Annotated in this window: 22 protein-coding genes and 1 riboswitch; of the genes, 12 read left to right on the top strand and 10 right to left on the bottom strand. The window is 72.1% G+C overall.

The features are described from left to right. Positions 1-101 precede the first annotated feature (101 nt). Genes ACQKIP_RS03280 through ACQKIP_RS03270 form a run of 3 tightly spaced genes read right to left on the bottom strand, consistent with a single transcriptional unit; the run spans position 102 to position 1,797 of the window. Entirely contained in the window at positions 102-821 is a 720-nt protein-coding gene (locus ACQKIP_RS03280; protein ID WP_365865844.1) for an isocitrate lyase/PEP mutase family protein, read from the bottom strand. After that, positions 818-1,294 (bottom strand): carboxymuconolactone decarboxylase family protein, encoded by a 477-nt coding sequence (locus ACQKIP_RS03275; RefSeq protein ID WP_365865846.1) that lies wholly within the window; start codon positions 1,292-1,294, stop codon positions 818-820. The genes ACQKIP_RS03280 and ACQKIP_RS03275 overlap by 4 nt, the downstream gene beginning before the upstream one ends. After that, complete coding sequence (locus ACQKIP_RS03270; protein WP_365865848.1) at positions 1,291-1,797, bottom strand: carboxymuconolactone decarboxylase family protein; 507 nt, start codon at positions 1,795-1,797, stop codon at positions 1,291-1,293. The genes ACQKIP_RS03275 and ACQKIP_RS03270 overlap by 4 nt, the downstream gene beginning before the upstream one ends. 47 nt (positions 1,798-1,844) lie before the next feature. On the opposite strand from ACQKIP_RS03270, the gene ACQKIP_RS03265 reads away from it, so the two are divergent. Then, positions 1,845-3,296: a PLP-dependent aminotransferase family protein gene (locus ACQKIP_RS03265; RefSeq protein WP_365865850.1), complete on the top strand. Its 1,452-nt coding sequence runs from the start codon at positions 1,845-1,847 to the stop codon at positions 3,294-3,296. A gap of 107 nt (positions 3,297-3,403) precedes the next feature. Here the strand turns inward: ACQKIP_RS03265 and ACQKIP_RS03260 are convergent, their stop codons facing one another. Then, the gene (locus ACQKIP_RS03260) at positions 3,404-4,255 is read right to left on the bottom strand and encodes a hypothetical protein (protein ID WP_365865968.1); all 852 of its coding nucleotides are present in this window, start codon (positions 4,253-4,255) and stop codon (positions 3,404-3,406) included. Between the two features lie 118 nt (positions 4,256-4,373). Here ACQKIP_RS03260 and ACQKIP_RS03255 point away from each other — a divergent pair, with 118 nt between their 5' ends. The 3 genes from ACQKIP_RS03255 (at position 4,374) to ACQKIP_RS03245 (ending at position 6,944) form a co-directional block, all read left to right on the top strand. Further along, a complete protein-coding gene (locus ACQKIP_RS03255; RefSeq protein ID WP_365865852.1) occupies positions 4,374-4,775 on the top strand; it encodes a hypothetical protein in 402 nt (133 codons plus the stop codon). Between the two features lie 66 nt (positions 4,776-4,841). Beyond that, positions 4,842-6,041, top strand: a complete 1,200-nt coding sequence (locus tag ACQKIP_RS03250; protein ID WP_365865854.1) for a glutathionylspermidine synthase family protein — start codon at positions 4,842-4,844, stop codon at positions 6,039-6,041. 117 nt (positions 6,042-6,158) lie between these two features. Beyond that, positions 6,159-6,944, top strand: a complete 786-nt coding sequence (locus tag ACQKIP_RS03245) for an SAM-dependent methyltransferase (RefSeq protein ID WP_365865856.1) — start codon at positions 6,159-6,161, stop codon at positions 6,942-6,944. Positions 6,945-6,948: 4 nt separating this feature from the next. Here the strand turns inward: ACQKIP_RS03245 and ACQKIP_RS03240 are convergent, their stop codons facing one another. Beyond that, entirely contained in the window at positions 6,949-7,986 is a 1,038-nt protein-coding gene (locus ACQKIP_RS03240; protein WP_365865858.1) for an NADP-dependent oxidoreductase, read from the bottom strand. Between the two features lie 178 nt (positions 7,987-8,164). Between ACQKIP_RS03240 and ACQKIP_RS03235 the strand changes: the two genes are divergently transcribed. Then, positions 8,165-11,473 carry an AfsR/SARP family transcriptional regulator gene (locus tag ACQKIP_RS03235; RefSeq protein WP_365865860.1) on the top strand — a complete coding sequence of 1,103 codons (3,309 nt, stop codon included), beginning with the start codon at positions 8,165-8,167 and terminating at the stop codon, positions 11,471-11,473. Here the strand turns inward: ACQKIP_RS03235 and rocD are convergent. Next, complete coding sequence (rocD, locus tag ACQKIP_RS03230) at positions 11,470-12,672, bottom strand: ornithine--oxo-acid transaminase (protein ID WP_365865862.1); 1,203 nt, start codon at positions 12,670-12,672, stop codon at positions 11,470-11,472. The two genes, ACQKIP_RS03235 and rocD, sit on opposite strands and share 4 nt — an antisense overlap. Before the next feature lie 110 nt (positions 12,673-12,782). After that, a riboswitch (ZMP/ZTP riboswitch) is annotated at positions 12,783-12,873 on the top strand. Positions 12,874-12,913: 40 nt separating this feature from the next. Between rocD and glyA the strand changes: the two genes are divergently transcribed. Then, positions 12,914-14,236, top strand: coding sequence for a serine hydroxymethyltransferase (gene glyA, locus ACQKIP_RS03225; protein WP_365865864.1), 1,323 nt, complete (start codon positions 12,914-12,916; stop codon positions 14,234-14,236). Between the two features lie 103 nt (positions 14,237-14,339). Here the strand turns inward: glyA and ACQKIP_RS03220 are convergent, their stop codons facing one another. After that, a complete protein-coding gene (locus ACQKIP_RS03220) occupies positions 14,340-15,146 on the bottom strand; it encodes a hypothetical protein (RefSeq protein ID WP_365865866.1) in 807 nt (268 codons plus the stop codon). 190 nt (positions 15,147-15,336) lie between these two features. Between ACQKIP_RS03220 and trpS the strand changes: the two genes are divergently transcribed. Together trpS and ACQKIP_RS03210 are read left to right on the top strand one after the other, a co-directional pair. Beyond that, a complete protein-coding gene (trpS, locus tag ACQKIP_RS03215) occupies positions 15,337-16,350 on the top strand; it encodes a tryptophan--tRNA ligase (protein ID WP_365865868.1) in 1,014 nt (337 codons plus the stop codon). 77 nt (positions 16,351-16,427) lie between these two features. Next, entirely contained in the window at positions 16,428-17,015 is a 588-nt protein-coding gene (locus ACQKIP_RS03210) for a 2'-5' RNA ligase family protein (RefSeq protein ID WP_365865870.1), read from the top strand. 43 nt (positions 17,016-17,058) lie between these two features. Here the strand turns inward: ACQKIP_RS03210 and ACQKIP_RS03205 are convergent, their stop codons facing one another. Beyond that, complete coding sequence (locus ACQKIP_RS03205) at positions 17,059-17,814, bottom strand: decaprenylphospho-beta-D-erythro-pentofuranosid-2-ulose 2-reductase (protein ID WP_365865872.1); 756 nt, start codon at positions 17,812-17,814, stop codon at positions 17,059-17,061. Positions 17,815-17,834: 20 nt separating this feature from the next. Continuing rightward, positions 17,835-19,226, bottom strand: a complete 1,392-nt coding sequence (locus tag ACQKIP_RS03200; protein ID WP_365865874.1) for an FAD-binding oxidoreductase — start codon at positions 19,224-19,226, stop codon at positions 17,835-17,837. Positions 19,227-19,392: 166 nt separating this feature from the next. Between ACQKIP_RS03200 and ACQKIP_RS03195 the strand changes: the two genes are divergently transcribed. From ACQKIP_RS03195 to ACQKIP_RS03180, 4 genes are read left to right on the top strand one after another with little or no spacing between them, the layout of a single operon-like run. Further along, the gene (locus tag ACQKIP_RS03195) at positions 19,393-19,914 is read left to right on the top strand and encodes a phosphatase PAP2 family protein (protein WP_365865876.1); all 522 of its coding nucleotides are present in this window, start codon (positions 19,393-19,395) and stop codon (positions 19,912-19,914) included. Continuing rightward, positions 19,907-20,860, top strand: a complete 954-nt coding sequence (locus ACQKIP_RS03190) for a decaprenyl-phosphate phosphoribosyltransferase (RefSeq protein WP_427742024.1) — start codon at positions 19,907-19,909, stop codon at positions 20,858-20,860. Before ACQKIP_RS03195 ends, ACQKIP_RS03190 begins: the two co-directional genes overlap by 8 nt. 41 nt (positions 20,861-20,901) lie before the next feature. Continuing rightward, positions 20,902-21,336: a GtrA family protein gene (locus ACQKIP_RS03185; RefSeq protein WP_365865971.1), complete on the top strand. Its 435-nt coding sequence runs from the start codon at positions 20,902-20,904 to the stop codon at positions 21,334-21,336. Then, on the top strand, positions 21,324-22,289 hold the full coding sequence (locus ACQKIP_RS03180) for a YihY/virulence factor BrkB family protein (RefSeq protein WP_365865878.1): 966 nt from the start codon (positions 21,324-21,326) through the stop codon (positions 22,287-22,289). The genes ACQKIP_RS03185 and ACQKIP_RS03180 overlap by 13 nt, the downstream gene beginning before the upstream one ends. Here ACQKIP_RS03180 and ACQKIP_RS03175 read toward each other — a convergent pair. Then, on the bottom strand, positions 22,237-23,499 hold the full coding sequence (locus ACQKIP_RS03175) for a D-alanyl-D-alanine carboxypeptidase family protein (protein ID WP_427742023.1): 1,263 nt from the start codon (positions 23,497-23,499) through the stop codon (positions 22,237-22,239). The two genes, ACQKIP_RS03180 and ACQKIP_RS03175, sit on opposite strands and share 53 nt — an antisense overlap. Between the last annotated feature and the right edge of the window lie 8 nt (positions 23,500-23,507).

The raw sequence follows: 23,507 nt of genomic DNA, 5'->3' as shown, positions 1-23,507 counted from the left end.
GGCGGGCGCGGGCGGGGGTGCGGCGGTGGGGGGGTCTTATGCGGCGGTGGTCCGGGCCCTATCCCCCCTCCACAACCGGCACCTTCGCATCTGCTGGCCGCCTACTTCAGGCTCCCGGCGATCTCCCGCAGCGCCTCCGTCGTACGGAACAGCAGGCCGGGCCCGAACGTGATCCGCGTGGCGCCCCGCTCGCCGAGGTCCCGCAGGGACGCACCCTCCGGCTTCGCGACCACGTTGAGCGGACCTTCGATGCCCGCCCGCAGCCGCGCGAGCGCCCCGGGCGGCGCGAGGATCGGATAGACGCAGTCCGCGCCCGCGTCGACGTACAGCCGGGCCCGCTCGATCGCCTGCGCCGGATCGCCGTCGCCCCGTACGAACGTGTCCACGCGGGCGTTGAGGAACAGCCGGTCGCCCGCGACGGCACGCACCTCGGCGAGGAAGTCCGCCTGCGCGCCCGGGTCCTTCAGGGTCCCGCCCGAGGAGTCCTCCAGGTTGCAGCCGACCGCGCCCGTCTCCAGGAGCCGCTCCACCAGCTCCTTCGGCGCCAGGCCGTAGCCGTCCTCGATGTCGGCGGACACCGGCACGGCCCCGGAGACCGACCGCACGATCCGGGCCACCGCCGCGAACATCTCGTCCGGCGGTACGTCACCGTCCGCGTACCCGAGCGACGCCGCGATCCCCGCGCTCGGCGTCGCGAGGGCCGGGAACCCGGCGTCCGCGAAGACCCGCGCGCTGACCGCGTCCCACGGCCCCGGAAGGACCAGCGGGTCACCGGGCGCCCGCCCGTGGTGCAGCGCGCGGAAGTCGTCCACCAGGCTCACGGTGCGTAGCCTCCCGGCTCGGTGCGGCGGCTGACCATCACCCGGTTCCAGCTGTTGATGACGGTGATCACCGCGATGAGATGGGCGAGTTCTGCCTCGCCGAAGTGCTTGGCCGCCTTCTCGTACACCTCGTCGGGCACGAACCCTCCCCCAGAGCCGAAAGCCCCGGAGGTGCCCCCAGTCAGGACGGTGACCGCCTCGGTAAGGGCGAGGGCGGCCCGCTCGCGCTCGCTGAAGAGCGCACCCGCCTCCGCCCAGGCGTTGAGCAGCGCGATCCGCTTCACCGACTCGCCGTTCTTCACGGCGATGTCCACATGCATGTCCAGGCAGAACGCACACGCGTTGATCTGCGAGGCCCTGATCATCACGAGCTCGGCGAGCACGGGGTCGCCGAGCCCTCTCTTCGCCGTCGCGCCCAGCGCGGCGAGCGCGGTCCCGAAGCCCTTGTCGAGGTAGGAGGTCCGGGCGCTCACTTGTGGTCTCCGGCCTTGTAGTGGCCGGGCACCTGGCGGGTCGAGACGCCGAAGCGGTTCCAGGCGTTGATCACCGTGATCGCGGCGATCAGCTGCGTCAGCTCCTGCTCCTCGAAGAGGGCCGCGGCCTTCTCGTACACCTCGTCCGGCACGAAGCCGTCCGTCAGGACGGTGATCGCCTCGGTCAGCTCGATCGCGGCGACCTCCTTGGCCGTGTAGAAGTGCTGCGACTCCTCCCACGCGCTGAGCTGGATGATCCGCTCCACGCTCTCGCCCGCCGCGAGGGCGTCCTTGCTGTGCATGTCGACGCAGAGCGCGCAGTGGTTGATCTGCGAGGCCCGGATCTTGACCAGTTCGAGGATCACCGGGTCGACACCCTTACGGGCCGCCGCGTCGAGCCTGACCATCGCCTTGAAGACCTCGGGGGCCTGCTGGTGCCAGTCGAGGCGGGGCGTGTGCTCGTGGACGTATTCGGGTGCGGGGGTGTTCTCGTTCGTCGTCATGCCATCGACCGTACGACTGGAGTAGCCCACAGGTATGGTCCATTCCCATGGAAGAATCGTGGGCCACTTTGGGGGTCGACCTCCACCTGGAGACGGGCGGCGACACGACGCACCCGGGCGTACGCAAGGGCCTCACGGACGCCCTGCGCGAGGCGGTGCGCGGCGGCAGGCTGCCCCCCGGCACCCGCCTCCCCTCGTCCCGCTCCCTCGCCGTCGACCTGGGCATCGCCCGCAACACCGTCGCCGACGCGTACGGGGACCTCGTCGCCGAGGGCTGGCTCACCGCACGCCAGGGCTCCGGCACCCGGGTCGCCGAACGCGCCGTGTCGCGCCCCGCCGAACCCGCACCGCGCCGCAGGGTCGCGGGCGGACCCACGTACGACCTGAAGCCGGGCACCCCCGATCTCGCCTCCTTCCCGCGCGCCGCCTGGCTCAAGGCCGCCCGCCGGGCCATGGCCGCCGCCCCGAACGACGCGCTCGGCTACGGCGACCCGCGCGGCCGCATCGAGCTGCGCACCGCCCTCGCCGACTACCTCGCACGCGCGCGCGGCGTCCACGCCGACCCGGACCGCATCGTCGTCTGCGCCGGGTTCGCGCAGGGCCTCGCGCTGCTTGCCGGTGTGCTGCGGGCCCGGGGGCTGCGCGAGATGAGCGTCGAGTCGTACGGCCTGGACGTGCACTGGAATCTGCTGAAGCGGGCGGGGCTGCGGACGAGGCCGCTGCCCTTCGACGAACTGGGCACATCGACGGGGGAGTTGGGCACGGGCTCTACGGCCTCAGCGGCTTCTACGGCCCCCGCGGCCTCCGGTTCGCCGAAGGCGGTGCTCCTGACGCCCGCGCACCAGTTCCCGATGGGGGTCCCGCTGCACCCCGACCGGCGTGCGGCGGCGGTCGACTGGGCCCGGCGCGAGGACGGCCTGATCCTGGAGGACGACTACGACGGGGAGTTCCGCTACGACCGGCAGCCGGTGGGCGCGCTCCAGGGCCTCGACCCCGACCGCGTGGTCTACCTCGGCACGGCGAGCAAGTCCCTCGCCCCCGGACTGAGGCTCGGCTGGATGGTCCTGCCCGCGCCGATCGCCGCCGAGGTCGTCGAGGCGAAGGGGGGCTCGGAGTGGGCCTGCGGGGCGCTGGACCAGCTGACGCTCGCGGAGTTCATCACTTCGGGCGCGTACGACCGCCATGTGCGGGGCGCGCGGCTGCGCTACCGCCGCCGACGGGACCAGCTGATCGCGGCGCTCGCGGCGAGGGCGCCGGAGGTGCGGGCTTCGGGCATCGCGGCGGGACTGCACGCGGTGCTCGAACTGCCGCCGGGCACGGAACGCACGGTGGTCCAGGCGGCAAGCTGGCAACGCCTCGGAGTCCAGGGCCTCGCAGGCTTCCGCCACCCATCGGCGACGGACCTCCCGGAGAGGGACGCCCTGGTGGTGGGGTACGGGACACCGCCGGAGCACGCGTGGGCGGGGGCGCTGGAGGCGCTTTGCAGGGTTCTGCCCTGAATTTCCAGCCCGGCCGGCGTTTGAGGCCAATCTTGTCTGGGGTCCGGGGGCGGAGCCCCCGGTTTCGGGAAGGGGTGGGATTGGGGAGAGCCCCGCAGGGACCGCCCTTATCGGACCCCCTCCACCGCCCCGCCCTCCGCAGGAGCCGGCGCCTCGCCGAACCGCGCCAGCGCCAACGCCCCCGCCACAGCCACCACGAACCCCAGCACCGCGAGCCACCCCAACCCCTCCCGGGTCCGATCCCCCAGCCAGACCACCCCCACCACCGCGGGCCCCACCGTCTCCCCGATCACCATCCCCGCGGTAGCGGTGGTCACCGACCCCCGCTGCAAGGCGGAGGTGAGCAGCAGAAACGCCGCACCCCCACCCACCACCAGGGCATAGGCGGCCGGATTACGCACCAACGCCCCCGGCGAGACATCGTCGATGAGCCGTACGCCCACCTCCACCACCCCGAACCCGAACCCCGCCCCGAGCCCCAGAGCCAACGCCCGCCCCCGCCCCGGCAACCGCCCCGCCGCGGCCCCGAGCCCGAGGACCCCCACCGCCACGCCCAGGATCACCCACCGCAGAGTCGTCGACCCGGCGCCTTCCCCCTCGTCCCCCGAAGCGAGCCCCAGCATCGCGAGCCCCGCGCACACCACCCCCACGGCCGCCCACTCCACCCCGCTCAGCCGCACCCGCAGCAACCGCGAGGCCACCACCGCCGTGACGGCGAGGCTCGCGGCCAGCGCCGCACCGACGGCGTAGATCGGGATGGACCGCAACGCCACGATCTGAAGCAGGAATCCGAGCCCGTCGAGCCCGAGGCCCAGGACGTACCGCCACTGCCGCACCGCGCGCAGCAGCAGCGCGGGATCGACCCCGGAGCCCGTCCCCGGCGCGGTGGCGCGCGCGGCGATCGCCTGGAAGACGGAGGCCGTACCGAAGCAGACCGCTGAACCAAGTGCGCAAATCATCCCAAGAGACACGAAGTGACTGTAGAGGAGGGGGTTTCCGCGGAGTCGGTTGGCACGGCGCGCGAATCCTTACCTACGCTGAATGCCGATCAAGTACACGACAACGGGGGCAGTGCACATGGCAGCGGAGCAAGAACAGAAGACGCAGCGGCGCAGGCTGCGGTCCAGCACGGTCGTACTGGGCGGAATGGGAGTCCTCGCGGCGGCCCTGACCTCGTGCGGCTCGGAACCGGACAAGCGGTGCGTGGACCGCGACAGCTACGACTACCTCACCGGCTACAAGATCGTCGCCGACAAGAACTGCAAGAGCGGCTCGTCCTCGTCAGGCTCCGGGTCCTCGTCCGGCAAGGCGCGCAAGACCGGCGGCAGTTCGTCCGGCACGGGCAAGTCGGGCCGCGTGGACGCCGACTGGTACTACGACGCCGACGTCGACGGCCGCCGCGCCGACTACGGCACCTTCAGCCGCAGCGAGGCGGTCGACCGCGACGGCTTCGGCTGCTCGGGCAGCGGCGGCGGCTGAACCGGCCACGGCAGAGACCGGAACCCCGCACCGAAACGCGACACCCGGAACCCGAGACCCGAGGCCATGGAACGCCGTACCCTCACCCCCCGCCCCGGCTGGCAGCAGACCGTCGAGGACCAGGGGCTCATCTACCCCCTCACCCGCTACCCCGACGACTCGCTGCGCCCCTACTGGGACGAGTCCGCCTGCTACGTCTTCTCGCTGCCCGAGGTCGAAGCCCTCGAAGAGGTCGTCGAGGAACTGCACGCGATGTGCCTCGCGGCAGCCGGGCACATCGTCGAGCAGGACCGCCTCGCCGACCTCGGCATCACGGACCCCCGAGTGGCCGAAGCGGTCACCGAGGCCTGGCATCGCAAGGCGGAACTCCCTTCCCTCTACGGGCGATTCGACCTCCACTACGACAGCAGGAGCGGCGCCCCGGCCAAGATGCTGGAGTACAACGCCGACACCCCCACCTCCCTGGTCGAGGCCGCGAGCCCCCAGTGGTTCTGGATGGAGGAGTGCTTCCCGGGCGCCGACCAGTGGAACTCCCTGCACGAACGCCTCGTGGACGCCTGGAAGAAGCAGGCCCCGCTGCTGCCGCCCGGCGGCCCGCTGTACTTCGCGCACTCGGCGGGCGACGAACTCGGCGAGGACCTGATGACGGTCGCGTATCTGCGCGAGACCGCGCAGCAGGCCGGGCTCGACACCGAGGCGATTTCCATGGAGGACATCGGCTGGGACCGTCTCTCGCGGCGCTTCGTCGACAAGAAGCTCGGCTTCATCCGCAGCTGCTTCAAGCTCTACCCGTGGGAGTGGCTGACCACCGACCGCTTCGCCCCGCACGTCCTGGAGACCCTCGACAACGGCGGCGGCACCGGTTCCACCCTCTGGATCGAGCCCGCCTGGAAGATGCTCCTCTCCAACAAGGCGCTGCTCGCGATCCTCTGGGAGCTGTACCCCGGCCACCCCAATCTCCTGCCCGCCTATCTGGACGGCCCGCGGGACCTTGTATCCGGCCGGGGCTACGTCGCCAAGCCGCTCCTCGGCCGGGAAGGCGCCGGAGTCACCATCCACCCGCCGAGCACGGAAACCGCCGGGCCCCTCGTACGCGAGGAGGCCTGCTGCTACCAGGAGTTGGCGCCGCTGCCCGACTTCGACGGCAACCGCGTGGTGCTCGGCGCGTGGGTCGTCGAGGACGAGTCGGCGGGGCTCGGCATCCGGGAGTCGTCGGGCCTGATCACGGACGAGTACGCGAGGTTCCTGCCGCACGTGATCCTCTGAGGGGCAGCGGCAGCGGCAGGGGCAGCGGCTGCGGCAGCGGTCGAGGGCCGGGGGCAAACCCAAACCCCCCTAGTACGCTGCCGGTTGATCGATGACACACTCGGAGGCGGAGCGAACATGTCGGACAGCAGGATCAACACCACGCAGCCTCACACGGCCCGGATCTGGAACTACTGGCTCGGCGGCAAGGACAACTACCCCGTCGACCAGGCCGCCGGGGACCAGATCCGCGCCCTGCACCCCGGTATCGGTGACTACGCGCTCGCCGACCGGCAGTTCCTCGGGCGCGCGGTGAGCCACCTCGTCACCGAGTGCGGCATCCGGCAGTTCCTCGACATCGGCACGGGCCTGCCGACCGCCGACAACACCCACGAGGTCGCCCAGCGGATCGCCCCCGAGTCGCGTGTGGTCTACGTGGACAACGACCCGCTGGTCCTCACCCACGCCCGCGCCCTGCTCACCAGCACTCCCGAGGGCAGGACCGACTACCTCGACGAGGATCTCCGCAACGTGGAGACGATCCTCGATCACGCCGCCAAGACACTGGACTTCAACCGGCCGGTCGGGCTGATCCTGCTCGGAGTCGTCATCTTCATCGAGGACGACTCCGAGGCGTACGGCATCGTGCGCCGCCTGCTCGACGCCCTGCCCGCCGGCAGCCACCTCGTCCTCTCGCACACCATCACGAGCCCGGACATGCCCGACGTGGACGAGGCGGTGGCGTTCTGGAACGAGAACGGCACGCCCAAGCTGACGCAGCGCACGCCAGGGCAGGTCACCGGGTTCTTCGAGGGCCTTGAGCTGCTTGAGCCCGGTGTGGTCTCGTGCAACCGCTGGCGTACGCAGGACGCGGCGGACGCCGAGGACGTGGCCATGTTCGGCGGGGTCGGCGCCAAACGCTGAGGACTCACAGCCGGACGAGCATCTTGCCGGTGTTGGCGCCGCGCAGCACGCCGAGGAAGGCGTCCGGTGCCTGCTCGATGCCCTCGACGACGGTCTGTTCGTCGGGCAGGGTGCCGTCGGCGAGCAGGCCCGCCGCCCTGCCGATCCACTCGGGGAACAGGTCGAAGTGGCTGCTGACGAGCATGCCGCGCAGGGTCGCCTCGTGGGTGGCGGCACGGAAGAGGTTGTTCGGGCCGGGGGCGGGCGCGGTGGCGTTGTAGCCGCTGATGGCGCCGACCAGGGCGATACGGCCGCCGGTACGGATGGCGCCGATGGCGGCCTCCAGGTGGTCGCCGCCGACGGAGTCCAGGTAGACGTCGATGCCGTCGGGCGCTGCCTGGGCGAGCTGTTCGGGGATGCCGCCCTGGCGGTAGTCGATGGCGGCGTCGTAGCCGAAGCTGTCGAGCAGCTTCTTGGTCTTCGCGGGGCCGCCCGCCGAGCCGATCACGCGGGCCGCGCCGAGTTCGCGGGCCATCCGCCCCGCGACACTGCCGACCGCGCCCGCCGCCGCCGAGATGAACACGGTGTCGCCCTCGCGGACCGGGGCGGTGCGGGTCAGTGCGGCGTACGCGGTCAGGCCCGTGGTGCCCAGGGGGCCGAGGTAGGCGGACTCCGGGGCGAGCGTGGTGTCGATGACCGTGGCGGTGGCGGCGTCCAGGACGGCGTACTCGCGCCATCCGAGGAAGTGCGTGACCGTCGCGCCCACCGGCACGCTCTCGGCGCGGGATGCCACGACCTCGCCGACCGCGCTGCCTTCGAGGGCGGCGCCGAGCGCGAAGGGCGGGATGTAGGAGGGGACGTCGTCCATGCGGCCCCGCATGTACGGGTCCACGGACATCCAGGTGTTGCGGACCAGGATCTGCCCCTCGCCGGGCTCCGGGACGGCGGTGGTGGCCAACTCGAAGTCGGACGCGGTGGGTTCACCGGTGGGGCGGGCGGCGAGGCGGATTTCGCGGGAGGTGGTGGGCGTGCGGGGAGTGGTGGGGGTGACGGGGCTGGACATGGTGGGTGGTCCTTTCGGGACGGGGCGGGTTTCGCCGGGCGTGTGGCCGGGCTTTCCTGGTCACGGGAACCACAGTGCCGGGGGCCGCGCACGAACCGCTGACGGCTGGCGCACGGGCGCTGACGGCTGGCGCACGGCCGCTGACGGAGGCCGCCGCGGGCCGCATTAACGTGGCGGCATGCGATTCGAGGTGCTGGGCCCGTTGACGGTGCGCACGGCGGACGGTGCGGTCGTCCCGGTTCCCGAGCCGAAGGTCCGTGCCCTGCTCGCGCATCTCCTGATCCACCAGGGGCGCCCGGTCTCCGCGGACGTCCTGATCGACGGTTTGTGGGGCGAGCGCCTGCCCGGCAACCCCGCCAACTCCCTCCAGACCAAGGTCTCCCAGCTGCGCAGGGCCCTGGAGAAGGCGGAACCGGGCGCGCGGGAACTCGTGGCGTACGGCCCGGCCGGGTATCTGCTGCGGGCCCCGGCGGGGACGGCGCCGGAGGAGCTGACGGACGCGGCCCGGTTCGCGGCGCTGACTTCACGCGCGTACGACGGTGACGAGTCCCCCGACCCGCGTACGAGGATCTCGCTCCTCTCGGCGGCCCTGACGCTATGGCGTGGACCGGCGTACGCGGATTTCCGTGACGCCGACTTCGCGCGGGCGGCGGTGGCCCGCCTGGAGGAACAGCGGCTGACGGCTCAGGAGGTACGGGCGGAACTGCGCCTTGACGTGGGCGGAACGTCGGAACGCATCGCGCTGGCCGATGAGTTGGCGCCCCTGGCGGCCGAGCAGCCGCTGCGGGAGAGGCTGCGGGGCGCGTACATGAGGGCGCTGTATCTGGCGGGGCGCCCCGCCCTGGCGCTGGACGCCTATCGCGATCTGCGCGAGCGCCTGGCCGATGACCTGGGCATCGACCCTGGCCCGGAACTCGCCGCACTGCACGAGGCGATACTCCGCCAGTCCCCGGAACTGGACCTGCCGGGAGCGGGAGCGGGGTCGGCGGCCGCGAGGCCGGGGACGGGGACAGCGGGGGCGGCACCGGCGGCCCGAGCCGACGACCGCGCGCGTCGTCCCCGTACGAACCTGCCCGCCCCCGTCACCGCCCTCGTCGGCCGCGAGGACGCGGTGGCCAGGGTGCGGAAGCTGGTCGGAGCGGCGCGCCTGGTCACCCTGACGGGACCGGGCGGCGTCGGCAAGACGCGCCTCGCACTGGAGGCGGCGACCGGCCTCGCGGACGACTTCGAGGAAGGCGTCTGGCTGGTGGAACTGGCCGGTACGAAGGCCGACGTCGCCGAAACAGTGGCCGCCGCACTGGGCATCCGCGACGTGCCGGGGGCACCCGGAGCGGGCGTCGATGGTGTGGGTGCCGGTGTCGATGCCGTACCCGCCCTGGTGCGACTCCTCGCCCGCGCTCTCGCGCCCCGGCGCACCCTCCTCGTGCTCGACAACTGCGAGCACGTCCTGGAGCCCGTGGCCGCCTTGCTGTCGGAACTCCTACGGCACGCACCCGAGTTGCGCGTACTCGCCACCAGCCAGGAACCCCTCGCCCTCTCCGGCGAGACGCTGGAGGCCGTGGCGCCGCTCGCGGAGGGGGAGGCCCTGGCGTTGTTCGGCGAGCGGGCCGCCGCCGCTGCCCCCGGCTTCGCACTGGACGCGGAGACCACCCCCGCCGCCGCGCTCATCTGCCGTCGCCTCGACGGCATCCCGCTCGCGATCGAACTGGCCGCCACCCGCGTACGCACCCTCGGCATCCACACCCTCGCCGAACGGCTGCACGACCGGTTCCGGCTGCTCAACCAGGTCCGCAGGGACGCCCCCGCCCGGCAGCGCACCCTCCGCGCGATGATCGACTGGAGCTGGAACCTGCTGAACCCGGAGGAACAGCGCGCACTGCGCCAACTGGCCGTCTTCAACGGCGGTTTCACCCTGGCGTCGGCCGAAGCGCTGTACGACGACCCCGACGTGCTCGACCTCGTCACCCGCCTCGTCGACCGCTCCCTCCTCGCCACGGCCCCCGGTGCCGACCACGCCGGCGGTGTCCGCTACCGCCTGCTCGAATCCGTGGCCGCCTACAGCCTCGAACAGCTCGACCGGGCGGGGGAGACGCGTGCCGTCCGCCGCCGTCACGCCCAGCACTACGCCGACCTCGCCGAACGCGCCGTCCCGCACCTCCTCGGCCCCCGCCAGCAGCAGTGGCTGCACCGCCTCGACGGCGAGGCCGTCAACCTGCGCGCCGCTCTCGACTGGGCCGCGGCCGACGGTGACGCCACCCTCACGCTGCTCCTGGCCAACCACTGCACCTGGTACTGGTTCCTGCGAGGCCGTCTCGGCGAGGCGGAACGCTCCCTCACCCTGGCCCTGAGCCTGCCGCCGACGACGGGAACGGCCACGGCCACGGAAACGGCCCCGGAAGCGGGCGCGGATCCCCGCGCCTCCGCCCGCACGGCCCGCGCCGCCCTCGCCCTGCTCACCGGCGACGACACCCCCCGCACCGTCGGGAACGCCGACGGCCTCGCCGACCCCCGGTCCCGCTGGCTCCTCGCCCACGCCCGCAGCGGATTCGACCGCACGGAAAGCGAGGACAGCCGGGTCGACGCGCTCCTGGAGGAGTTCCGCGCGGCGGGCGACCGCTGGGGCGTGGCCGCAACCCTCAGCACCCGCGCCACCCGCGCCCTCTACCGAGGCGACCTCGCGGCCCTGCGCCGCGACGCGGAGGCCAGCGCCGCCCTGTTCGACGCACTCGGCGACCGCTGGGGCCAGTTGCAGGCCTCCGAACAGCTCGGCGTACTCGCCGAGATCGCCGCCGACTACGAGGGCGCCGCCGAGCTCCACAACGAGGGCATGCGCGGCGCGGAGGAACTCCAGCTGTGGACCGAGGTGTCCTTCCGCCTCGCCCGCCTCGGCCGGATCGCGCTGCTCACCGGTGATTACACCGCCGCCACGGACTTCCACGAGCGCGCCGCACGCCTCGCCGCGCAGCACTCGCACGGGCCCGCGCAGCAGTTCGCCGAGACGGGGCTAGCCATCGGCGCCCGCCGCCTCGGCGACCTCGACGCGGCCGAGAAGTACCTCCTGCCGTGGCTCGCCTGGAACCGCCGGCTCGGCGTCCCGTCCGGCACCGCCCTGATCCTGGCCCAGCTCGGATACGTGGCCGAACAGCGCGGTGACGCGGCGCGGGCGGAGGAGCTGCACCGGGAGGGCCTCGCCGTGGCCCGCGGCACCGGCGACGAACGCGCGGTCGCCCTGGCCCTCGAAGGCCTGGCCGGAGCCCGCTCCCTCGCCGGCGACCACACCCGCGCCGCCGAGCTGCTCGGCACCGCCGCCGCCCTCCGCGAGGGCACCGGCAGCCCCCTGCCGCCCGCCGAACGCCACGACGTCGACCGAGCCGAGCACCGCTCCCGTACGGCCCTCGGCGAGGACGGCTACGCGGCCGCGTACACCCGCGGCCACGAGACCCCGGCCCCCGCGAGCGAGGCAGGCACCGACGGGAAGGCCGACTAGGCCAGCACAGCCCGCAGTTGGTCAAGCCCCCAGTCCAGGTCCTCCTTGCTGATCACCAGCGGCGGAGCGATCCGGATCGTCGAGCCGTGGGTGTCCTTGACGAGGACGCCCAGGTCCATCAGCTTCCGGGAGATCTCACGGCCCGTGCCGTGCGACGGCTCGATGTCGACGCCCGCCCACAGCCCGCGGCCCCGCACCTGCGTCACCGCGCCCGTGCCGGTGAGCAGCCCCAGCTCGGCGTGCAGATGCTCGCCGAGCTCGGTGGCCCGCTGCTGGTACTCGCCCGTGCTCAGCATGGCCACGACCTCTAGCCCCACCGCGCACGCCAGCGGATTGCCGCCGAACGTCGAGCCGTGCTCGCCCGGCTTGAACACCCCGAGCACGTCCGCGTCCGCCACCACCGCGGACACCGGCACGACACCCCCGCCGAGCGCCTTGCCCAGGACGTACACATCGGGCACCACGCCCTCGTGCTCGCAGGCGAACGTCTTCCCCGTCCTGCCGAACCCCGACTGGATCTCGTCCGCCATGAACAGGACGTTGCGCTCGCGCGTCAACTCCCGCACGCCCGCCAGATATCCGGCCGGCGGCACCAAGACCCCGGCCTCTCCCTGGATCGGCTCCAGGAGCACGGCCACGGTGTTCTCCGTGACCGCCGCCCGCATCGCCGTCAGATCGCCGTACGGAACGATCTCGAACCCCGGTGTGTACGGGCCGAAGTCCGCCCGCGCCTCGGCGTCCGTCGAGAAGCTGACGATGGTCGTGGTCCTGCCGTGGAAGTTGTCGCGCGCGACCACGATCTTCGCCCGCCCGTCGGGCACGCCCTTGACCTGGTATCCCCACTTCCGGGCGGTCTTCACGGCCGTCTCCACGGCCTCCGCCCCGGTGTTCATCGGCAGCACCATCTCCTTGCCGCACAGCTCCGCGAGCCGCGTACAGAACTCGGCGAAGCGGTCGTGGTGGAAGGCCCGCGAGGTGAGCGTCACCCGCTCCAGCTGTGCCTTGGCCGCGTCGATCAGGCGGCGGTTGCCGTGCCCGAAATTCAGCGCGGAGTATCCGGCGAGCATGTCGAGGTAGCGGCGCCCCTCGACGTCGGTCATCCAGGCACCCTCCGCCGACGCCACCACGACGGGCAGGGGGTGGTAGTTGTGCGCGCTGTGCGCTTCGGCCGAGGTGATGAACTCTTCGGTAGTCGACACGGGGTCTCCGTTCGTCCTGCGGCAGGGGGCGGGTGTGGCGCCCATTTCTATCGTCGCTCGGATCGTGGACGAGGAAACCCGCCGACCCGGCGTGCCCGCTAGGCTCGTCTCTACAGCACGGCGACTGGCGTACGGGGAACGGACCCCGGGGAAGCCGTGCGGGGCCAGACCTTCGAGGTGCCGACCGCCTGGGCACCCCGGGACCACGACCGGACACTGACCGCTCGCCCCGGAGGACGCCATGACTCACCCCTCTTCGCCCGATTCCCGGGTTTCCCCGCATCCCGCGGACGCGCCGAACAGCATCGGCCACCCCGCGCTCACCGCCGAGGACCCCGAACTCGCCGCCCTGGTCGCCGCCGAGGAGCAGCTCCAGGCCGACACGCTCCGCCTGATCCCCAGCGAGAACTACGTCTCCACGGCCGTGCTCGAAGCCTCCGGCACGGTCCTCCAGAACAAGTACAGCGAGGGCTATCCGGGCCGCCGCTACTACGAGGGCCAGCAGAACATCGACCCCGTGGAGCGCCTCGCCGTCGCCCGGGCCAAGGCCGTCTTCGGCGTCGAGCACGCCAACGTGCAGCCCTACTCCGGCTCCCCGGCCAACCTCGCCGTCTACCTCGCCTTCGCCGAACCCGGCGACACGGTGATGGGCATGGCCCTGCCCATGGGCGGTCACCTCACCCACGGCTGGGGCGTCTCCGCCACGGGCAAGTGGTTCCGCGGCGTCCAGTACGGCGTCCGTCACGACACGGGCCGCATCGACTTCGACGAGGTGCGCGACCTTGCCCTCAAGGAGCGCCCGAAGCTGATCTTCTGCGGTGGCACCGCCCTGCCCCGCACCATCGACTTCGCGGCCTTCGCCGAGATCGCCCGGGAGGCAGGGGCCGTTCTCGTCGCCGACATCGCGCACATCGCGGGCCTGATCGCGGGCGGCGCCCACCCGTCACCGGTGCCGCACGCCGACGTGATCTCCACGACCACCCACAAGACCCTGCGCGGCCCGCGCGGCGCGATGCTGATGTCCCGCGAGGAGCACGCCAAGGCCATCGACAAGGCGGTCTTCCCCGGCCTCCAGGGCGGCCCGCACAACCAGACCACCGCGGCCATCGCCGTCGCCCTGCACGAGGCGTCGCGGCCCGCCTTCCGCGACTACGCCCACGCGGTCGTCGCCAACGCCCGTGCCCTCGCCGAAGCCCTGCTCGCCCGCGGCTTCGACCTGGTCTCCGGCGGCACCGACAACCACCTGATCCTGATGGACCTCACCCCCAAGGACGTCCCCGGCAAGGTCGCCGCGAAGGCCCTGGACCGGGCCGGGATCGTCGTCAACCACAACACCGTCCCGTACGACCCTCGGAAGCCCTTCGACCCCTCCGGCGTCCGCATCGGCACCCCCTCGCTCACCTCCCGCGGCCTCGGCACGCAGCACATGCCGACCGTCGCCGAGTGGATCGACCGGGGCGTCGCCGCGGCCCGTGCCGGTGACGAGGACGCCCTGACGAAGATCCGCTCCGAGGTCGCCGACCTGATGACCGCCCACCCCGCCCCGGGCCTGCCGGACCACTGACCCGCGGGCGCACGGACGATCACCCCGGACAGCCGTACCCCGGCCGGTCAGCTCGACGGCCGGGGGCGGCCGGGGGCGGCCGGGGCCCGCCACAGGTCACAGGTCACAGGTCACGCAACTCCTGCCGTGGTCCGTCCTCATGGGGCCGCCGCCCGCGCAGCGCGGCAGGGAGCGACCGGCGCTCGCGCAGCAGCAGGGCCCCCGCAGCCCCTGCCGCCGCGCCCGGTATCGCCCACCACCAGTCCGTGCCGCCGTCGCCCCGCGTGCCGTCCGCCCGTCCGGTGGCCGCCTGCCCGGACCCGGCCCCCGGGGTGGACGCCGACGGCGGTGCCGGATCCGCCACGTCCGGGCCCGCCCCGCCCGCCCCGGGGGCCACCGCCCGACTGCCGTCGTCCGAGGGAGCCCCCATGACCCCGAGCTTCTCGAACAGTGCCGTCAGACGGGCCGGGTCCTTCGCCCGGTGCCAGGTGCCGGCCATCGACGTGACGTCCGTCGTCGTATGGATCCACACGGCCCCGGCCTTCCCGCCGGCCTTGGAGCCGGGGGCCACCGGATAGGCCCGGTCCACCCGCCACGGCAGTACGTCGTGCACCATCCACGTCACGTTGATCTGCCGGCTGCCCTCGCTCATGGCGAGGCCCGGCGGCTGCTCGCGACTGCCCTCGCCCGGCTCGCCGAGACAGCGCCGCAGCTCGCCGTACTGCTTGTCGCTCACATGGAGCGCCGCGCTATGCCCGCTCTCCGGCGAGACCACGAGGACGCTCGTCGGCCCGCCCGCCACCGCCGACGGCGCTCCCGCCAGCACCAGCACGAGCGCCGCCGCGAGCCCCGCCACCGACCCGCACAGTCCCCTTGCCGTCCGCAGCATCCGCTCACGCATCCGGGTCCGTATCCGCTTGCGCATCCGCATGTCCGACCCCCCAGTCACTGTGTTCCTCGTCTCATTGGCGACGGCCGACGACAGTCACGGCCCGGACGCCGGGTCAGCCGTCCCCGCACCGCCCCAAGGAGCGGTATGCCCGCGCCGGATCACAAGATCGCGGCACACCCGTCACACGACTGTTTCCGAGCAATGAGAGACACCTGAGAGAATGAGTCCCATGGCCATTGATCGTCCTCGCGTGCTCTCCGGAATCCAGCCCACCGCGGGCTCGTTCCACCTCGGCAACTACCTTGGCGCGGTCCGCCAGTGGGTGGCGCTGCAGGAGTCCCACGACGCGTTCTACATGGTGGTGGACCTGCACGCGATCACGATCCCGCAGGACCCGGCCGACCTGCGTGCCAACACCCGCCTCGCCGCCGCCCAGCTGCTCGCCGCGGGCCTCGATCCCGAGCGCTGCACGCTGTTCGTCCAGAGCCACGTCCCCGAGCACGCCCAGCTCGCCTGGATCATGAACTGCCTCACCGGCTTCGGCGAGGCGTCGCGCATGACGCAGTTCAAGGACAAGGCGGCCAAGCAGGGTGCGGACCGCGCCTCCGTGGGCCTCTTCACGTACCCGATCCTCCAGGTCGCGGACATCCTGCTCTACCAGGCCAACCAGGTCCCGGTCGGCGAGGACCAGCGCCAGCACATCGAGCTGACCCGCGACCTCGCGGAGCGCTTCAACGGCCGCCTCGGCGAGACGTTCACCGTCCCGGCGCCGTACATCCTCAAGGAGACCTCGAAGATCTTCGATCTCCAGGACCCGTCGATCAAGATGAGCAAGTCGGCGTCCACCCCCAAGGGCCTGATCAACCTCCTCGACGAGCCCAAGGCCACCGCGAAGAAGGTCAAGAGCGCGGTCACCGACACCGACACCGTCGTGCGCTACGACACCGTGGAGAAGCCCGGTGTCAGCAACCTCCTCTCGATCTACTCCACGCTCACCGGCACCGGTATCCCGGAACTGGAGCAGAAGTACGCCGGCAAGGGCTACGGTGCGCTGAAGACGGACCTCGCCGAGGTCATGGTCGACTTCGTGACGCCCTTCCGGGACCGCACCCAGGCGTACCTGGACGACCCGGAGACGCTCGACTCGATCCTGGCCAAGGGCGCGGAGAAGGCGCGTACCGTCGCCGCGGAGACCCTCGCCCGTGCGTACGACGCGGTGGGCCTCCTGCCCGCCAAGCACTGAGCCACGCACGCAGCCCCCTGCCACAAGCCGAATACAGCAGCGCCCTCTGCCCGCCATCCGACCGACAGGAGTACGACGTGGGGACCGTAACGATCGGTGTGTCGATCGCGGTTCCGGAGCCTCACGGCAGCCTGCTCCAGGAGCGGCGCGCGGGCTTCGGTGACCCCGCGGCACACGGCATCCCCACGCACGTCACGCTGCTGCCTCCCACAGAGGTGGACGCAACGGCGCTGCCCGCGGTTGAGGCGCATCTGGGGGCCGTCGCGGCCGCCGGGCGCCCCTTCCCGATGCGCCTCTCCGGGACGGGCACGTTCCGTCCGCTGTCGCCCGTCGTCTTCGTGCAGGTGATGGCGGGCGGCGCGGCCTGCGGCTGGCTCCAGGAGCGGGTGCGGGACGCCTCCGGGCCCATGGCGCGCGAGCTCCAGTTCCCGTACCACCCGCATGTCACGGTGGCGCACGGCATCTCTGAAGAAGCCATGGACCGGGCATATGAGGAGCTTTCGGACTACACGGCCGAGTGGCCGTGCACCGGCTTCGCGCTCTACGAACAGGGCGCCGACGGAATCTGGCGCAAGCTGCGCGAGTTCGCCTTCGGCGGTGGCGGCCCCGTGGTGCCGCCCCAGGCCACGGCCCCGGCCGCGCACAGCACGCTGCCCGCCCGCTGAGCCGGGCCCGTACTCCTAGACCTGTGCTCCGAGACCTGTACTCCTAGAGCGGCAGCCGCCGGAACACCGCCCGCGGCGCGTGCCGCAGCGCCGACATGACCACCCGCAGCGCTCCGGGCACCCACACCGTCTCCGAGCGCCGCCGCAGGCCCGTCTCGATGGCCTCGGCGACCGCCTCCGGAGTGGTCGCCATCGGCGCCTCCTCCAGGCCCGCCGTCATCTTGGAGCGCACGAAGCCGGGGCGGACCACCATCACGTGCACGCCGGTGCCGTGCAGCGCGTCTCCCAGGCCCTGCGCGAAGGCGTCGAGGCCCGCCTTGCTCGAGCCGTAGATGAAGTTCGTGCGGCGGGCGCGCTCGCCCGCGACCGACGAGAGCACCACCAGGGCGCCGTGCCCCTGGGCCTGGAGCGACCGCGCGCACACCAGGCCCGCGGAGACCGCGCCGGTGTAGTTGGTCTGCGCCACCCGCACCGCCGAGAGCGGCTCGTCCTCGTCGCGTGCCTGGTCGCCGAGGATGCCGAAGGCCAGCAGGACCATGTCGATGTCGCCCTCGGCGAAGATCTTGCCGAGCGTCGCCTCGTGGGACTCGGAGTCGAGCGCGTCGAAGGCGACGGTGCGCACGTCCGCGCCCAGCTCGCGCAGGCCCGCGGCGGCCTTCTCCAGGCCCGGCGAAGGACGACCGGCCAGCCAGACCGTGCGGGTGCGCCGCGCGACCAGACGGCGGGCGGTGGCGAGGCCGATCTCGGAGGTGCCGCCGAGTACGAGCAGGGACTGGGGGGTGCCGAAGGCGTCCTTCATGGGGCCAACTCCTTGAGGTGCTAGAGGGCGAGGCGGCGCGAGAGGTCCGAGCGGAACACGCCGCGCGGATCGAGGTCCGCCCGCAGCGCGCGGAAATCGTCGAGCCGGGGATACATCGCGGCGAGCATCTCCGGCCGCAGACGGGAGTCCTTGGCCAGGTAGACGCGGCCGTCGGACGCGGCGACCTCCTCGTCGAGTTCGTCGAGGAAGGCGCCGAGGCCCGGCAGGTTCGCCGGGATGTCCAGGGCGAGGGTCCAGCCGGGCATCGGGAAGGACAGCCAGCCCGGATCGCCCTCTCCGAAGCGCTTGAGGACGGCGAGGAACGACGGGCAGCCGCGGTCCGAGATGCGCCGCACGATGCGCCGCAGGGCCTCCTCCTTGCCGTACCCGACGACGAATTGGTACTGCACGAAGCCGCCGCGGCCGTACACGCGGTTCCAGTGCGGGACGCCGTCCAGGGGGTGGAAGAACGTCGACATCTTCTGGAGTTCGCCGATCCGCAGGCGGGGGGCCTTGCGGTACCAGAGCTCGTTGAAGAGCCCCACCGACTTCCGGCCGAGCAGCCCTTCGGGCAGGAAGCGCGGGGCGGACGGCAGCCGGCCGGGGCGGAACGTCAGCGGGGCGCTGCGCGCGCGTGGCGGAAGGGCGTCCAGGGGAGCGTGGTCGCCGCGCGTGAGCACCGCGCGGCCCATCGAGGCACCGCGCGCGAGGAGGTCGATCCAGGCGACCGAGTAGCGGTAGCGGTGGTCGGTGGCGGTGAGGCGGGCCATCAGGTCGTCGAGGTCGGTGGCGCGCTCCGTGTCCACCGTCATCAACGAGGTCTCGACCGGCTGGAGTTGCAGCGTCGCGGCGAGGATCACGCCGGTCAGGCCCATGCCGCCCGCCGTCGCGTCGAACAGGGCGCTGCCGCGCTCGACCGCCTGCACCGAGCCGTCCGCGGTGAGCAGTTCCACGGCCATCACATGGCGCGAGAACGATCCGGAGCCGTGGTGGTTCTTGCCGTGGATGTCGGTGCCGATCGCGCCGCCGACCGTCACATAGCGGGTCCCCGGCGTGACGGGCACGAACCAGCCGAGCGGAAGCAGGACTTCCATCAGATGGTGCAGGGAGACCCCGGCGTCGCACAGGACGGTGCCCGCGTCCGCGTCGATGGCGTGGATGCGGTCCATGCCGGTCATGTCGAGCACCGCGCCGCCCGCGTTCTGCGCGGCGTCCCCGTAGGCACGCCCGAGGCCCCTGGCGATGCCGCCGCGCTCCCCGCAGGCGCTCAGGGCGGCCACGGCCTCCTCGGGCGAACGGGGGCGGATCAGGCGGGCGGTGGAGGGTGCGGTGCGCCCCCAGCCCGACACGGACACGGTCTCGGGCGTCGTCGCGGTTGCGGAGTCGGCGGTCGGAGCGGAGTCGGCAGGCATAGGCGTGACCGTATCGTCCGAGTAAGGGCAGTTTGCTCATATACATCCAGCCCCTCACCGAAATGGGTGATTGATGGAGTGTCGTCCTATATTGGCGTAAATATTGAGAGGTTACCTAGGAGGGTCGGGAGGTCAGGTTTTCGAAGTCCCCGTAGAGGGAGGCCACATGCACGACATGGACCACCGGCTGCTGTCGGCCCTGCGCGACTGCGGCTCCGACGCGCGCGTGGCCGCCGCCGCACGGGGCCTGTCGCAGGCCGGCGAGCACGCCGCCCTCTGGCTCCTCGCGGGGCTCGCGGGCGCCGCCGTCGACCGCGAGCGGCGCGGCACATGGCTGCGCGCCACGGCGCTGACCGCCGCCGCGCACCTGGTGAGCATGGGCGTCAAGCGCGTCGTACGGCGCCCGCGCCCCGGCGGCGGCCCGGGCGCGCAGCCCCTCGTCAGGACCGCTGGGCGGCACTCCTTCCCCAGCTCGCACGCCACTTCGGCCGCCGCGGCCACCGTCGCCTACGGCGCGCTGAGCCCTCTGGGGGCCCGCGTCGTCCCGCCGCTCGCCGCCGCGATGTGCGTCTCGCGGATGGTCGTCGGCGTCCACTACCCGAGCGACGTGGCGGCGGGCGCGGCCCTCGGCGCCGTCACCGCGCGCGTGGGCTCGTCCTGGATGAACGGGGGCCGCGCGCGTGGCTGACGAAACCGCACTGCTCGAACGCCCCCGGCCGCCGCGGCCGCCAGGGCCGGACTCCCTGGCCCTGCCGCTGGGCCTCCTGAAGACCGCGCGCCCCCGCCAGTGGGTCAAGAACGTCCTGGTCGTCGCGGCCCCCGCCGCTGCCGGCGAGCTCTTCTCGCGCCACTCCCTGATCCAACTCCTCCTGGTGTTCGCGCTGTTCACGGCCGCCGCGTCAGCCGTCTATCTGATCAACGACGCGCGCGACGCCGACGCCGACCGCGCCCACCCCACCAAGTGCCGCAGACCGGTCGCCGCGGGACAGGTGCCGGTGACGGTCGCGTACGGGGTCGGCGGGCTGCTCGCCGTGCTCGCGCCACTGGCCGCCGCGGTGTTCTGCACGCCCCTGACGGCGGCCCTGCTGGCCGCCTACGTAGTGATGCAACTCGCCTACTGCGTCAGCCTCAAGCACGTCCTCGTCGTCGATCTCGCCGTCGTCACCACGGGCTTCCTGATGCGGGCGATGATCGGGGGAGTGGCGCTCGGCATTCCCCTCTCGCGCTGGTTTCTGATCACCACGGGCTTCGGCGCGCTCTTCATGGTCTCCGCCAAGCGCTACTCCGAAGCCGTCCAGATGTCCGGCAGCTCCGAGAAGCTGGGCGCCACGCGCGCGTTGCTCACCGAATACACCACCGGCTACCTCCGCTTCGTCTGGCAGCTGGCCGCCGGTGTCGCCGTACTCGCGTACTGCCTGTGGGCCATGGAGAGCGGCGGTACCGCGAACGGCAGCACGCTGCCCTGGCGGCAGCTGTCGATGGCCGCCTTCGTGCTCGCGGTCCTGCGGTACGCCGTGTTCGCCGACCGGGGCACGGCCGGCGAGCCCGAGGACGTCGTGCTGCGCGACCGGGCGCTCGCCGTCATCGGCCTGGTGTGGATCGCGATGTACGGCCTCGCGGTCGCCGACTGGTGAGCGCCTGCGGGGTGAACACCCTCAAGGAGCGGCTGCGGGCCATGGGCCCCGAACTCCTCGGCTTCGCGGCCGCCGGGATCTGCGCGTACGCCGTCGACCTCGGCCTCTTCGTCTGGCTGCGCGGGCCGGTCGGCCTGGACCCGCTGACCGCCAAGGCGCTGTCCTTCGTGGCCGGCTGCACGGTCGCGTACGCGGGCAACGCGCTGGGCACCTACCGGCGGCGCGAGGAGGCCGGAATGCCGCGGGCCTCGCGCCTGCGCCAGTACGGGGTCTTCGTCGCCGTCAACATCGCCGGCGCCGTGGTGCAGCTGCTCTGCATCGCGGTGTCTCACTATGGCCTTGGCCTCACCTCACAGCGCGCCGACACTGTCTCCGGTGCGGGAGTCGGCATGGCACTCGCCACAGTTCTGCGTTTCTGGGGTACCCGGACCTTGGTCTTCCGTACAGCGGGCAGGGAGGCATCATGGACTGGCTGAAAAAGCTCCCCGGTATCGGACCCCAGGTGGAGCGTCTGATGCGCACGCACGCGTGGAGCGCGTACGAGCGGCTCGACACCGTGCACTGGACCCGCCTCGCCGCCGCGATGACCTTCATCAGCTTCCTGGCGCTCTTCCCGCTGATCACCGTCGCCGCCGCGGTCGCCGCCGCGACGCTCTCCAAGAGCCAGCAGAACAAGCTCGAGGACACCATCTCCAAGCAGGTCCCCGGCATCTCCGACCAGCTGAACCTCGACGCGCTGGTCGCCAACGCGGGCACCGTCGGCCTCGTCGCGGGCGCTCTGCTGCTCTTCACCGGCATCGGCTGGGTCGGCTCGATGCGGGAGTGCCTGCGCGCCGTCTGGGAGCTGGAGGACATCGAAGAGAACCCCGTCATGCGCAAGATCAAGGACGCCGGGGTGCTCTTCGGGCTCGGCGGCGCGGGACTCGCGTCCGTCGCCGCGTCGACCCTCGCGTCGACCGCGGTGGGCTGGAGCGCCGATCTCCTCGGGGTCTCCGAGAACGGCTGGGGCGGGGTGCTGCTCCAGGCGGTCGCGTTCGCCATCGCCGTCTTCGCGGACTTCCTGCTGCTCCTGTACGTCCTGACGCTGCTTCCGGACGTACAGCCGCCGCGCCGCCATCTGATCACCGCGGGGCTGATCGGCGCGGCCGGATTCGAGCTGCTCAAGCTGCTGCTCGGCGGCTACATGAAGGGCGTCGCGGCGAAGAGCATGTACGGCGCCTTCGGGGTGCCCGTCGCGCTGCTCCTGTGGATCAACTTCACGGCGAAGCTCCTGCTGTTCTGCGCCGCCTGGACGGCGACGCGGCAGCAGCGGCGTACGGAGGAAGAACAACAGCAGGAGCAGCGGGACCAGCAGAAGCAGGCGGACGGCGAGGGCGTCAGCGGCGGCTCTTCCGCCGCACCAGGTCCGGCAGCGGCATCCGGCGGCTGATCACGAACCACCCGGCGGCGATGAGCACGAGAACGCCGCCCACGACGCCGAGCGCGATGCCGACGCCGCCGCCCGACGCCTTGTCGGAGGCGTGCGCCACCTTCTTCGCCGAGTCCGCCTGGCTCTTGCCCGCTCCGGGAGCCCCCTTGCCGCTGCCCGTACCGGCACCCTTCGGAGCGACCAGCTCGCCCACCGGATCGACCTTGCCCGAGGCCGCGAAGCCCCAGTCCAGAAGGCGCTCGGTCTCCTTGTAGACCGCGTGCTGCTCCCCGGAGTCGGGGTTCATGACGGTCACCAGGAGCACCTTGCCGTTGCGCTCGGCGACACCGGTGAAGGTGTTGCCCGCGTTCGTCGTGCTGCCGTTCTTGACGCCCGCGATGCCCTTGTAGGCGTCGAGGCCGATGTCACCCGTAAGAAGTCGGTTGGTGTTCTGGATCGCGAAGGACTCGCGCTTCTTCTTGCCCTTGTCCTTGCCCTTCGTGATCTTCTTGGTCTCGCCGGGGAACTTGGCGGTGGCCGTCGAGCAGTACTCCCGGAAGTCCTTCTTCTGGAGCCCGGAGCGGGCGAAGAGCGTCAGGTCGTACGCGGAGGAGACCTGCCCCTTCTCGTCGTAGCCGTCGGGGCTGACCACGTGCGTGTCCAGGGCCTGCAGCTCTTCGGCGTGCGACTGCATGTCCTTGACGGTCTGCGGGACCCCGCCGTTCATCGCCGAAAGGACGTGCACCGCGTCGTTGCCCGACCGCAGGAAGACGCCGAGCCACAGGTCGTGGACCGAGTACGTCTCGTTCTCCTTGACGCCGACCATGCTGCTGCCCGCGCCGATGCCCGCCAGGTCGGAGAGCTCGACCTTGTGCTCCTGCGACTTGGGGAACTTCGGCAGGACCGTGTCCGCGAAGAGCATCTTCAGGGTGCTCGCGGGCGGCAGCCGCCAGTGCGAGTTGTGCGAGGCGAGGACCTCGCCCGTCTCGGCGTCGGAGACCATCCAGGAGCGCGCCGACAGCTTCTTGGGGAGCACGGGCGCGCCCGCTTTGAGACTCACCTGGGTACCGGGCTCGCCGAGCTTGGCACCGCCGACGGTCGACATCGACGCGGGCGGCTTGGGTTTGTCCTCGCCCCCCGGCTTGTCGTCCGCCCATGCGGGAGCTGTGGTCGACATGGTCAGCAATGCGGCGGAAGTGACCAACAAGGCGGTCTTTTTTACGGCAGGCACGGCGAAGA

The organism is Streptomyces sp. NPDC059900, from assembly GCF_050270335.1.
In the GTDB taxonomy this organism is placed as follows: Bacteria; Actinomycetota; Actinomycetes; order Streptomycetales; family Streptomycetaceae; genus Streptomyces.
Note: the sequence above shows the minus strand (reverse complement) of the source record. Positions and strands in the feature narration are given on the sequence as shown.